We start from the raw sequence: 12,457 nt of genomic DNA on the forward strand, positions 1-12,457 counted from the left end.
CGGGTGGTGGCCCGCTTTGCGCGATCTCGTCCAGGAAATCCCGGCTGGTACAGGGCTTGCGTTTTGCCCGCCCGTTCTAAACCTTTCTTTGTGGGTACGGCGCCGGGCCGGCGTTGCGGGCATGAACGGAATTCCGGCACAATGCTCCAAAGGCCCGCAAGGACGGGCGCCCGACGGGAGGGGCAATGACGGGTTCTGTGCGATTTGTGCTCGGCGGACGGGTGGTGGAGGTGCGCGATCCGGACCCGACCACCACCGTGCTGCAATGGCTGCGCGCCAACGGCCGGCCGGGCAGCAAGGAAGGCTGCGCGGAAGGCGATTGCGGCGCCTGCACCGTGGTGCTGGGCGACCTGGGCGCGGACGGCCGGCTGCGCTACCGCTCGGTCAACGCCTGCATCCTGTTCCTGCCGATGATCGACGGCAAGCTGCTGCTGACCGTGGAGGATTTGGCGGCGGAGGACGGCGAACTGCATCCCGTGCAGAAGGCCATGGTGACCAGCCACGCCTCGCAATGCGGGTTCTGCACGCCGGGCTTCGTGATGGCTTTGTTCGCGCTCTACCACACGGATCGCGCGCCCAAGGACGACGCGATCCACGACGCGCTGGCCGGCAACCTGTGCCGCTGCACCGGCTATCGCCCGATCCTGGACGCAGCCCGCGCGGCCACGGCCGACCGGCAGGATGATCGGTTCGACCGCGCGGAGGAGGGCATCGTCGCGCTGCTGGAGTCCATCCGGCGCGACGCTCCGCTTGCGGTCAGCGGCGGCGGCAACGGCTTTCACGCACCGCGGACGGTGGACGAGTTGGCCAAGCTCGTGGCCGCGAACCCCGGCGCCACGCTGGTGGCCGGCGCCACCGATATCGGGCTGTGGGTGACCAAGCAGGGCCGCCGCTTGGCCACGCTGATCCACCTCGCCGAGGTTGCGGAGTTGCACCGCATCGAGGAGCATCCCGACCGGCTGGAGGTCGGCGCTGCGGTCACCTACACGGAACTGCTGCCGGTGCTGCGCCGTCGCCTGCCCGAACTGGCCGACCTCGTCGGGCGCATCGGGGCGGTGCAGGTGCGCAACTCCGGCACGCTGGGCGGCAACGTCGCCAACGGCTCCCCCATCGGCGACAGCATGCCGGCGCTGCTGGCGCTGGGCGCCACGCTGGTGCTGAACCACGGCGGCGCGCGGCGCGAGCTTTCGCTCGACCGCTTCTACCACGGCTACCGCAAGAGCGACTTGAAACCCGGCGAGTTCGTGGAGCGCATCCGCATCCCGCTTCCCAAGCCCGGCCAGATGTTCGCGACCTGGAAGGTGTCCAAGCGGCGCGACCAGGACATTTCCGCCGTCTGCGCCGCCTTCCTGCTGACGCTGGACGAGGGCGGCCGGGTGGCGGAACTGCGCACCGGCTACGGCGGCGTGGCGGCGATGCCCGCCCGCGCGGCGGCGCTGGAGGCGGCGCTGGCCGGGCAGCCCTGGACGGCCGACGCGGTCGCCGCGGCGCTGCCGGCGCTGGACCGCGATTTCCAGCCCATCACCGACATGCGGGCGAGCGACCGTTACCGCGCGCTGGTGGCGAAGAATTTGCTCGTGCGTTTCCATCTCTCCACCACCGGCGCCGAGGCGCCTTCGCTGGAGGCGGCCCATGGCTGACGGCGGCACCCTTCCCGAAACCTCGGGCATCCACCCGATCAGCGGCGGCGTGCATCTCGGCATCGAGCATGAGAGTGCCCGCAAGCACGTCACCGGCGCTGCGGCCTACACCGACGACATCCCGGAACTGCCGGGGACGCTGCACGTCGCCGTGCACCTGTCGGCAAGGGCGCACGCGCGCATCCTCGGCATGGACCTGACCCGCGCGAAGCAGGCGCCGGGCGTCCACGCGGTGCTGACCTTTGACGATGTGCCGGGCGAGGGCGACATCGGGACGATCATGCCCGGCGACCCGGTGCTGGCGCCGGACGTGGTGGAATACGCGGGACAGGCGGTGGTCGCCATCGCCGCCGAGACCTTGCTCCAGGCCCGCGCGGCGGCCCGGCTGGTCGAGGTCTATTACGAGGACCTGCCGGCCATCCTAACCGCCGAGGAGGCGGTGGCGAAGGACAGCTTCGTGTCCCCCAGCCTGACCTTTACGCGCGGCGACGTCCCAGCCTCGGTCGCGGGCGCGCCGCACCGGTTGACCGGCAAACTGGATGTGGGCGGACAGGACCACTTCTACCTGGAAGGCCACATCGCCTACGCGGTTCCGAAGGAGGACGGCGACCTGCTCGTCCACTCCTCCACCCAGCACCCGGCGGAGGTGCAGCACGCGATATCCAAGGTGCTCGGCCGGCCGATGCACGGCATCGCGGTGGAATGCCGACGCATGGGCGGCGGATTCGGCGGGAAGGAAAGCCAGCCGGCGCAGATCGCCTGCATCGCGGCGCTGCTCGCCAACGCCACGCGTCGGCCGGTGAAGTTCCGCATGGACCGCGACGACGACATGGCGATGACCGGCAAGCGCCACGACTTCTTCGTCACCTACGACGTGGGCTTCGACGGCGACGGACGCATCCAGGGGCTGGAGATGGACCTCGCCGGCCGCTGCGGCATGTCGCTGGACCTGTCCAACGGCGTCGTGGACCGCGCCATGTTCCACGCCGACAACGCCTATTACCTGCCCGCCGCGCGGGTGACCGGCCATCGCTGCAAGACGCACACGGTCTCCAACACCGCCTTCCGCGGCTTCGGCGGGCCGCAGGGCGTAATCGCCATCGAGCATGTGGTCGACGAGATCGCCCGCAAGCTTGGCAAGGACCCGCTGGACGTCCGACGCGCCAACCTCTACGGCGGGCCGGGGCGCGACGTCACCCCCTACGGCATGCCGGTGGAGGAGCCGGAAATCCTGGCCGAGTTGCTCGACCAGATCGAGCGCGACAGCGATTATCGCCGCCGGCGGGAGGAGATCGACGCCTTCAACGCCCGGAACACCGTGCTGAAGAAGGGCCTTGGCCTGACGCCGGTGAAGTTCGGCATCTCCTTCACCGTGAAGCACCTGAACCAGGCGGCGGCGTTGGTTCACGTCTACACCGACGGCTCCGTCCAGGTGAATCACGGCGGGACGGAGATGGGGCAGGGCATCCACACCAAGATGGCCCAGATCGCCGCCCAGGAATTCCAGATCGACGTGGATCGGGTGAAGGTCACGGCCAGCGCCACCGACAAGGTGCCCAACGCGCCGCCCACCGCGGCCTCGGCCGGCACCGACCTGAACGGCATGGCCGTGCGCATCGCCGTGCGGACCATCAAGGGCCGGCTGGTCGATTTCCTGGCCCAGCACTGCCACACCGCTCCGGACAAGGTGGAGTTCCGCGACAACGCGGTCTTCGCCGGCAATCATGCCATGACCTTCCCGGAGGTGGCGAAGCTTGCCTACCTGAACCGGGTGTCGCTGTCCTCCACCGGCCATTACGCCACGCCGAAAATCTGGTGGGACCGCGAGAAATGCGAGGGGCGGCCCTTCTTGTACTTCTCCTGCGGTGTCGCGGTGACGGAGGCGCTGATCGACACGCTGACCGGCGAATACAAGTTCCCGCGCGCCGACGTGCTGCACGACTGTTCCGGCAGCATCAACCCGGCCATCGACCTGGGGCAGGTGGAGGGCGCCTTCGTCCAGGGCCTGGGCTGGGTAACGTCCGAGGAGCTGTGGTGGGACCCGCAGGGACGCTTGCGCACCCACGCGCCGAGCACCTACAAGATCCCCACCTCGCGCTCGCTGCCGGAGGATTTCCGGGTGTCGCTCTACACCGCGCGCCCGAACCGGGAGGACACCGTCTTCCGCTCCAAGGCGGTCGGGGAGCCGCCGCTGATGCTGGGCATCTCCGCGTGGCTGGCGCTGAAGGACGCGGTGGCGGCGGTCGGCGGGCACAGGCTGCCCGTCCACATCGACGCCCCCGCGACGCCGGAGCGCGTGCTGCTGGCGGTCGAGGACGTGAAGGCGAGGATGGCGGCTGGTGGCTGAAGTTTTAACGAAAAAGGTCGCCGTGCATGGCGCGGCGACGGTGCGGTTCGAGCATCGCCACGGGGCCACGCACCTCGCCACGCTCTACCACCACGACCCGCTGCGCGTGCTGCTGCCCGACCCGCGGGCCGGCGATTTGCCCGTCGCGGTCCTGGTGACGACCTCCGGCGGGCTGGTCGGCGGCGACCGGCTGGACATCGCCCTGTCGGCCGGGCCGGGTGCCGCGGCCCTGGTCACCACCCAGGCGGCGGAGAAGGTCTACCGCTCCGCCGGGCCGGACTGCCGCATCGACACCCGCGTGACCGTGGAGGCCGGCGGCTGGCTGGAGTGGATGCCGCAGGAGGCCATCGTCTTCGAAGGATCCCGCCTGCGCCGCCTGACCCGGCTGGAGCTGGAGGGCGACGCCCGCCTGATCGCCGGGGAGATGCTGGTCTTCGGCCGCGCCGCCTTCGGCGAGACGGTCAGCCGCGGGCTGGTCCGCGACGCCTGGGAGGTGGTCCGCGATGGCCGCCTCGCCTGGGCCGACGCCCTGCACATGGACGGCGACCTGGCGGAGACGCTGGCCCATCCGGCTGGATTCGCCGGGGCGGGAGCCTGCGCCACGCTGCTGCACGCGGCCCCGGATGCGGCCAATCGCCTCGACGGCGTGCGGAGCGCGGCCGAGGTGCTGGAGGGGGTGCGCGTCGGGGCAACCGCGCTGGACGGCTTGCTGTTGGTGCGCATTCTCGGCGGGGAGGCGGTCGCGGTGCGCCGTGCCTACGCCGCGCTGTGGTCGCACCTGCGGTCGGACGCAGCGGGATTGCCGACGCGGCTGCCGCGCCTGTGGGAAGTGTAGAAGGCGCAGGGCTGTTGCCTATTGCCGGTTGATCGGCTAGCCACTCGGCATGCGCTTCACGATCATCTCCTACGGGTCACAGGGCGACGTCCGCCCCATCGTGGCTCTCGGCAAAGGGCTGCTGCGGGCCGGCCACTCCGTTGTCTTTCCGGCCGACCGGGAGTTCCGAAGCCTGGTCGAACGTCACGGGTTGGACTTTCGCCCCATATCCGGCGATCTGCGCGCGGCGATGCAGGGCGGTGCCGCCGACGACATGTTCCGCAAGGGCATCGACCCGGTCGCGATGATGCGCTCGATCACCGCCCTGTCCCGCGACCACGCGAACGCCTGGGCGAAGGAGTATTGGGAGGCGGCGAAGGGCTCCGACGCCATCATCGCGTCGGGCCTTGCCTTCTATGCCGGGGTTGCGGTCGCGGAGAAGCTGGGCATCCCGGTGGTCGGCGTCGCGTTGCAGCCTCTGGCGCCGACGCGCGCCTTCCCGCCGCCGATGATCCCGCCGCGCCGCAATCCGGGCTGGGTGAATTACGCGCTGCACCATGTCTTGCTGCAACTGGTGTGGCAGATGTTCCGCCCAGCCATCAATCGGGCCCGGCGGGAGGTGTTGGGGCTGAAGCCGTCCTACGTCGGGCCGGGTGCGCAGTTGATGCGGGAGCGATGGCCCGCGGCCTATGCCTATTCCGCCCACCTCGTGCCACGGCCCGACGACTGGCCCGACTTCGTCCAGCCGACCGGTTTCTGCTTTCTGGACGAAGGGGAGGACTACACGCCGCCGTCCGATCTGGCGGCCTTCCTGGAGGACGGGCCGCCGCCCGTCTACGTCGGATTCGGCAGCATGGGCGGCTACGACCCGACCGCGACCACCGCGCTGGTCGTGGAGGCGCTGAACGGCCGGCGTGCGGTGCTGTCGGCGGGATGGGGCGGCATAGACCGGTCGGCACTGCCGCCGACGGTCTTCGGGCTGGATGCGGCACCGCACGACTGGCTGTTCCCGCGCATGTCCGCCGTCGTGCATCACGGCGGTGCCGGCACCACGGCGGCGGCCTTGCGCGCGGGCAAGCCCGCGGTGGTCGTTCCGTTCCTTGGCGACCAGCCTTTCTGGGGCGCCCGGCTGGAGTCGCTTGGCGTGGCACCCGCACCGATCCCGCGCAACGCGCTCACGGCCCCGGCGCTCGCCCGCGCCATCGCCGCGACCGACGATCCGGCCATGCGCGCCCGCGCCGCGGAACTCGGCGCGCTTGTGCGGGCGGAGGATGGCGTGCGCAACGCGGTGCGCTTCATCGGAGAGGGGTTGGCGCACCGCAGCAACGTGGCATAATCCCGCCAAACCATTGGGTAGGCGGAGAGACACCCCCATGAACCTGACACCGCGCGAGAAGGACAAGCTTCTCGTCGCCATGGCCGCCGTCGTGGCGCGGCGCCGGCTGGAACGAGGCGTGAAGCTCAATCACCCGGAAGCGGTGGCCCTGATCACCGACTACGTGGTGGAAGGCGCGCGCGACGGCCGCACGGTGGCGGAGCTGATGCGCGACGGCGCCACGGTGATCACCCGCGATCAGGTGATGGAGGGCGTGCCCGAGATGATCCACGAGATCCAGGTGGAGGCCACCTTCCCCGACGGCACCAAGCTCGTCACCGTCCACCAGCCGATTCGCTGACAGGGGGCCTCATGAAACCCGGTGAAATCATCCCCGCGGCGGGCGAGATCGAGCTGAACGCCGGCCGCGACACGGTGGAGCTGGACATCGCCAACGCCGGCGACCGGCCGATCCAGGTCGGCTCCCACTACCATTTCTTCGAAACCAACGAAGCGTTGAAGTTCGACCGCGACAAGGCGCGCGGCTTCCGCCTGGACATCCCGGCCGGCACGGCGGTGCGCTTCGAGCCGGGCCAGACCCGCCATGTGCGGCTGGTTGCCTACGCGGGCAACCGGGTGGTCATCGGGTTCAACGGCAAGGTCAACGGCGCCCTGTGACGGGCCGGTTCGGAGGGCAGGGACATGGCGCATCGCATCGACCGGGCCGAATACGCGGCCCTCTATGGCCCCACCGTCGGCGACCGCGTGCGGCTGGCCGACACCGACCTGATCGTGGAGGTGGAGAAGGACCACACGATCTATGGTGAGGAGGTCAAGTTCGGCGGCGGCAAGGTGATCCGCGACGGCATGGGGCAGGCCCAGGTCTCGCGCCAGGGCGGCGCCGTGGACACGGTCATCACCAACGCGCTGATCATCGACCATTGGGGCATCGTCAAGGCCGACATCGGCATCACCGGCGGGCGCATCGCCGCCATCGGCAAGGCCGGCAACCCGGACGTCCAGCCGGGCGTGACCATCGTCGTCGGGCCGGGAACCGAGGTGATCGCGGGCGAGGGCAAGATCGTCACCGCCGGCGGCATCGACGCGCACATCCACTTCATCTGCCCGCAGCAGGTGGACGAGGCGCTGTACAGCGGCGTCACCACCATGTTGGGCGGCGGCACGGGGCCGGCCGCCGGCACGTCGGCCACCACCTGCACGCCGGGGCCCTGGCACATGGCCCGGATGCTCCAGGCGGCGGAGGGGCTGCCGATCAACCTGGGCTTTTTCGGCAAGGGCAATGCCAGCCGCCCCGACGCGCTGATGGAGCAGATCGCCGCCGGCGCCTGCGGCCTGAAGCTGCACGAGGACTGGGGCACCACGCCGGCCGCCATCGACACCTGCTTGACGGTGGCGGAGGAGACCGACATCCAGGTGGCGATCCACACCGACACGCTGAACGAGTCGGGCTTCGTGGAAAACACCATCGCTGCCTTCAAGGGCCGCAACATCCACGCCTTCCACACGGAAGGGGCGGGCGGCGGCCACGCGCCGGACATCATCAAGGTCGCGGGCCTCGGCAACGTGCTGCCGTCGTCAACGAACCCGACGCGGCCCTTCACGGTGAACACGGTGGACGAGCATCTGGACATGCTCATGGTCTGCCACCACCTGAGCCCCCGCATCCCGGAGGACGTGGCCTTCGCCGAAAGCCGCATCCGGCGCGAGACCATCGCGGCGGAGGACATCCTGCACGACCTCGGCGTCTTCTCGATGCTGAGTTCGGACAGCCAGGCCATGGGGCGGGTGGGTGAAGTCATCATCCGCACCTGGCAGACCGCGCACAAGATGAAGGTCCAGCGCGGCCGGTTGCCGGAGGAAACGGGGGAGAACGACAACTTCCGCGTCAAGCGCTACGTCGCCAAATACACCATCAACCCGGCCCTGTCGCACGGCGTCGCGCACGTCGTGGGATCGGTGGAAGTTGGCAAGCTGGCCGACCTCGTCGTCTGGTCGCCGGCCTTCTTCGGCGTGAAGCCGGACATGGTGCTGAAGGCCGGCACCATCGCCGCGGCGCTGATGGGCGACCCCAACGCCTCCATCCCCACGCCGCAGCCCGTGCACTACCGCCCGATGTTCGGCGTCTATGGCCGTTCCCTTCAAGCCAGTTCCCTGACCTTCGTCAGCAAGGCGGCGCTGGAGAACGAGGCGGTTCGGTCATTGGGGCTTCAGCGCGAGCTGGTGGCCGTGACCGGCGTGCGCGCCGTCGGCAAGAAGCAGATGATTCACAACGATTCCACACCACACATCGAGGTCGATCCGGAAACCTACGAGGTGCGCGCCGACGGGCAGCTCCTGACCTGCGAGCCGGCCGACGTCCTGCCCATGGCGCAGCGGTATTTCCTGTTCTGAGGTCGTGATTTCGTGATTGGTGTCTTCGATTCCGGGCATGGCGGGCTGACGGTTCTGCGCGCTCTGGTCACTGCAGCCCCCGCCCGGCCCTTCGTCTATCTCGGCGACCACGCCGCCGCCCCCTATGGTCCCCGCAGCGAGGAGGACATCCACCGCCTGACGGTCCAGGGGGTGGAGCGGTTGTTCGAGCAGGGCTGCGGGCTGGTCCTGCTGGCCTGCAACACCGCGGCGGCGGTGGCGCTGCGGCGCATGCAGCAGACGTGGCTTCCCACGGCCTATCCCGGCCGGAACGTGCTGGGCGTGCTGGTGCCGGTGGTCGAGGCGATCACGCGCGTCCCCTGGATGCAGGATGGCCCCTCCGCCGACTGGCGGCCGGAGCCGCGCACGGTCGGCGTCTTCGCCACGCCGGCCACCGTCCGCTCCGGCTCCTTCCCGCGGGAGATCGGCAAGCGTGCGCCGGACGTGCGAGTGGTCCAGCAATCCTGCCCGGACCTCGTGCCGCTGATCGAGCGCGGAGCCGGCGACGACGAGTTGGAGCCGGCGGTGCGCGGCTACGTCGACGCCCTCCTGGCGCAACTCGACGGACAGGTGCTGGACGCGGTGGTGCTGGGCTGCACCCATTACCCCCTCGTCGCGCACCTGTTCGCCGAGGCGCTTCCGCCCGGCGTGGAGGTGCTGTGCCAGCCTTCCCTGGTCGCGCGGTCGCTGGACAAATACCTGGAGCGGCACCCGGAGTATGCGCCCGTCATGAACGGGCACGCCGTGGCGCCGCGCTTCTTCACCACGGGGGCGGCGGAACCGGTCGGCGCGCTCGCCGGGCGCTTCTTCGGCCGACCCACCCCTTTCGAACGGCTTTCCCCATGACCGACACGCTCCGCCGCGCCACCCGGGTCCACGCCCGCGGCCATTGGTCCGCGGAGCGTCAGGTCGGCACCGTGACTCTCGCCTTCGACGACCGCCACCGCCGTCGCATGATGATGACGGACGACACTGGCAAGGACTTCTTGCTCGACCTGCCACGCGCCGTGGCGCTGGACGACGGCGACGGGCTGGAACTGGGCGACGGCAATTACCTGCGCGTCGTCGCCGCGGCGGAGGACCTGATGGAGGTTCGCTGCACCGGCGGGACGGAAGCCTTCGCCCGCATCGCCTGGCACCTCGGCAACCGGCACCTGCCTGTGCAGATCGTTGGCGAGACGATCCGCCTGCGCCGCGACCACGTGATCGAGGACATGCTGCGTGGCCTGGGGGCGAGCGTGGAAGCCATCCACGCGCCCTTCGCGCCGGAGGGCGGGGCGTATTCGGGCGGGCATGGGCATTCGCATGGTCATTCGCATGACCATGATCACGGCCATGACCACCACCATGGGCACGGCCATTCGCACTCCCATTCCCATGGGCACTCGCATGAGTGAGGGCGCTGGCCCCTACCCCGACCCTCCCCCGCTCTCGGCGGACCCAGAGGGTCCGCCTGCCGCGTCAGCGCAAGCTTCGCTTGCGCGAGAGCTGGGCGGGGGAGGGGAAACGCGCGTTGGCGAGGATAGGCACCCTCTCCCGCCCAGCGGGGGAGGGTCGGGGTGGGGGCACGTCTCGACCACGCACCTCACCAAACTCCTCGCCTGGCTCTCCCCCTCCTTCCCGGTCGGCGGCTTCTCCTACAGCCATGGCATTGAGGCGGCGGTGGAGCAGGGGCTGGTGCGCGACCGCGACAGCCTCGCACGTTGGATGGACGGCATCCTGCGCCACGGCGCCGGGCGGACCGACGGCATGCTGTTCGCGGCGGCGCACCGCGCCGTGCTGGCCGGCGATGAGGCGGGCTTCGCCTGGGCGGTGGAGCGTGCCGACGCGATGCGCGCCTCCGCCGAGACCGCGCTGGAAAGCCGGGCGCAGGGGCAGGCCTTCCTGATCGCCGTGCGCGCCGCTTGGCCGATGGACGGGCTGGAGCGTTGGGACCGCGTCATCGCCGGCACTGGCCGCCCGGTCGCCTACGCCGTGGCCGTGGCGCTGGCCGCCGCCCTGATCGGCGTGCCGGAGGGGCCGGCGCTCGCCGCCTATCTGCACGCCTTCGCGGCGAACCTCGTCTCCGCAGGGGTGCGGCTGGTGCCGCTGGGGCAGACGGATGGGCAGAAGGCCATCGCCGCGCTCGACTCGGTGGTCCACTCTGCGGCTGAGGCCGCGCTCACTACACCGCTCGACGACCTGGGCAGCCGCGCCATGGCCGTCGATTGGACCTCCATGATCCACGAAACCCAATACACGAGGCTGTTCCGCTCATGACCGCTGCAATCTCGAAAAGCCATGGTGGTCCCCTGCGCGTCGGCATCGGCGGGCCGGTCGGGTCCGGCAAGACCGCGCTGACCGACGCGCTGTGCAAGCGCATGCGCGACGATTGGGAGGTCGCGGCGATCACCAATGATATCTACACCAAGGAGGACGCCGAATTCCTCACCCGCTCCGGCGCACTGAAGCCGGATCGGATCATGGGTGTGGAGACCGGAGGCTGCCCGCACACGGCGATCCGCGAGGACGCGTCGATCAACCTCGCCGCCGTGGACGAGATGAACCGCAAGTTCCCGAACCTCGACCTGATCTTTATCGAATCGGGCGGCGACAATCTGGCGGCGACCTTCTCGCCGGAACTGGCGGACATCACCATCTACGTCATCGACGTGTCGGCCGGCGACAAGATCCCCCGCAAGGGCGGGCCGGGAATCACGCGGTCGGACCTGCTGGTCATCAACAAGATCGACCTCGCGCCGCTGGTCGGCGCCAGCCTGGAGGTGATGGACCGCGACGCCCGCAAGATGCGCGGCGACCGGCCCTTCGTCTTCACCAACATCAAGACCGGGCAGGGGCTGGACGCGGTGCAGTCCTTCATCGTCCAGCGGGGCGGGTTGCCGCTTCCGGGCTGACCCTCTCCGGTTGGGTCGCGCCGGAACCTCCGCCTTGGCCGTGCTGTTCTCTGGGTGACACCTGCATCACCCGAGAACCGACCCGGAGGGACCGACGATGAGACGCCTGATCCTCAGCGCCACCATGATCGCGGGGGCGCTCGGACCATGGCCCGTGTTAGCGCAAGGGGCGACGCCGTCCTGCCCGGACGGCATCGACCGCCTCGGCCAGCGCATCGCCGCCTTCGAAGCGGCCGCCGCCCAGTCACCCGCGGCGGCGACTCCGCAGGAAATCGGTCAGCTCCGCGGGCTCCGCCAGACCGCGGAGCGGGCCGGGCAGGGCGGCAACGAGCCGGGTTGCCAGACGATCCTGGGCGAGGCCGGCGCGCTCGTGCGCTCCATCGAGAAGCCCCGCGTGGTCGCCGCCGACGATCTGGCGAAAGCCAAGCTGCACAGCCCGAACGGCGAAGAGATGGGCTCCATCTCCGAACTCGTCGTCGATCCGGATACCGGCCGGGTTGCCTACGCGGTGGTCGAACTGGGCGGTTTCCTGGGGCTGGGGCAGCGGAACTTCCCGGTTCCCTGGACGCTCGTCCAGGCCACGCCCGCCGGCGATGGCTATGTGCTGAACGTCCCGAAGGACCGGTTGACGGCCGCGCCGCAATTCACCAATTCCAACCGACCGGACATGTCGGACCGCCAGTGGGCGATGGCGCTGCACACCTACTACGGCGTGCAGCCCTACTGGATTCGCGATTCGGCGGCGCTCGCCGCGGCGGGGCTGCCGGTCGGGTCGACCGGGGGCCCGCAGGTGCAGCAGGAGGTGCAGCGCCTGTCGCAGGAGGTTGACCGGCTGAAGCGGGAACTGGCGCAGGCGCGCACCCTGGGCGACACCACTGCGCAGCAGAAGCCGGGCAGTCCGGCCGGGCCAAGCGCCGGCGGAAGCGGCGACGCACCGCCGGCCCCATCCCAGGGCGGGTCGGCGCCGCCGTCCCCATCCCCGTCCCAGCCGCAATAGGACGGACGCGCACAGCAGGA

General features: G+C 70.2%; 12 protein-coding genes. All 12 read left to right on the forward strand.

The window, feature by feature from the left end; translation table 11 throughout:
- The first annotated feature begins 185 nt into the window (after positions 1–185).
- Complete coding sequence (xdhA, locus tag M2351_RS07510; RefSeq protein WP_264655489.1) at positions 186–1,640, forward strand: xanthine dehydrogenase small subunit; 1,455 nt, start codon at positions 186–188, stop codon at positions 1,638–1,640.
- On the forward strand, positions 1,633–3,987 hold the full coding sequence (gene xdhB / locus M2351_RS07515; protein ID WP_264655490.1) for a xanthine dehydrogenase molybdopterin binding subunit: 2,355 nt from the start codon (positions 1,633–1,635) through the stop codon (positions 3,985–3,987). The genes xdhA and xdhB overlap by 8 nt, the downstream gene beginning before the upstream one ends.
- Positions 3,980–4,822, forward strand: a complete 843-nt coding sequence (locus tag M2351_RS07520) for an urease accessory protein UreD (protein WP_264655491.1) — start codon at positions 3,980–3,982, stop codon at positions 4,820–4,822. The genes xdhB and M2351_RS07520 overlap by 8 nt, the downstream gene beginning before the upstream one ends.
- Before the next feature lie 49 nt (positions 4,823–4,871).
- A complete protein-coding gene (locus M2351_RS07525; protein WP_264655492.1) occupies positions 4,872–6,137 on the forward strand; it encodes a glycosyltransferase in 1,266 nt (421 codons plus the stop codon).
- A 37-nt stretch (positions 6,138–6,174) separates the two neighbouring features.
- A complete protein-coding gene (locus tag M2351_RS07530) occupies positions 6,175–6,477 on the forward strand; it encodes an urease subunit gamma (RefSeq protein ID WP_209772192.1) in 303 nt (100 codons plus the stop codon).
- Between the two features lie 11 nt (positions 6,478–6,488).
- Positions 6,489–6,794, forward strand: a complete 306-nt coding sequence (locus M2351_RS07535; RefSeq protein WP_264655493.1) for an urease subunit beta — start codon at positions 6,489–6,491, stop codon at positions 6,792–6,794.
- Positions 6,795–6,818: 24 nt separating this feature from the next.
- Positions 6,819–8,528: an urease subunit alpha gene (ureC, locus tag M2351_RS07540; RefSeq protein WP_264655494.1), complete on the forward strand. Its 1,710-nt coding sequence runs from the start codon at positions 6,819–6,821 to the stop codon at positions 8,526–8,528.
- A 12-nt stretch (positions 8,529–8,540) separates the two neighbouring features.
- A complete protein-coding gene (gene murI, locus M2351_RS07545; RefSeq protein WP_264655495.1) occupies positions 8,541–9,392 on the forward strand; it encodes a glutamate racemase in 852 nt (283 codons plus the stop codon).
- Complete coding sequence (gene ureE, locus M2351_RS07550; RefSeq protein WP_264655496.1) at positions 9,389–9,943, forward strand: urease accessory protein UreE; 555 nt, start codon at positions 9,389–9,391, stop codon at positions 9,941–9,943. Before murI ends, ureE begins: the two co-directional genes overlap by 4 nt.
- 265 nt (positions 9,944–10,208) lie before the next feature.
- Complete coding sequence (locus tag M2351_RS07555) at positions 10,209–10,805, forward strand: urease accessory protein UreF (protein WP_264655497.1); 597 nt, start codon at positions 10,209–10,211, stop codon at positions 10,803–10,805.
- Positions 10,802–11,440: an urease accessory protein UreG gene (gene ureG / locus M2351_RS07560; protein ID WP_264655498.1), complete on the forward strand. Its 639-nt coding sequence runs from the start codon at positions 10,802–10,804 to the stop codon at positions 11,438–11,440. The genes M2351_RS07555 and ureG overlap by 4 nt, the downstream gene beginning before the upstream one ends.
- Before the next feature lie 97 nt (positions 11,441–11,537).
- Positions 11,538–12,437, forward strand: a complete 900-nt coding sequence (locus M2351_RS07565; protein ID WP_264655499.1) for a PRC-barrel domain-containing protein — start codon at positions 11,538–11,540, stop codon at positions 12,435–12,437.
- The last annotated feature ends 20 nt before the right edge of the window (positions 12,438–12,457 follow it).

Origin of the sequence: Azospirillum canadense (assembly GCF_025961225.1) — a bacterium.
GTDB classification, from domain to species: domain Bacteria; phylum Pseudomonadota; class Alphaproteobacteria; order Azospirillales; family Azospirillaceae; genus Azospirillum; species Azospirillum canadense.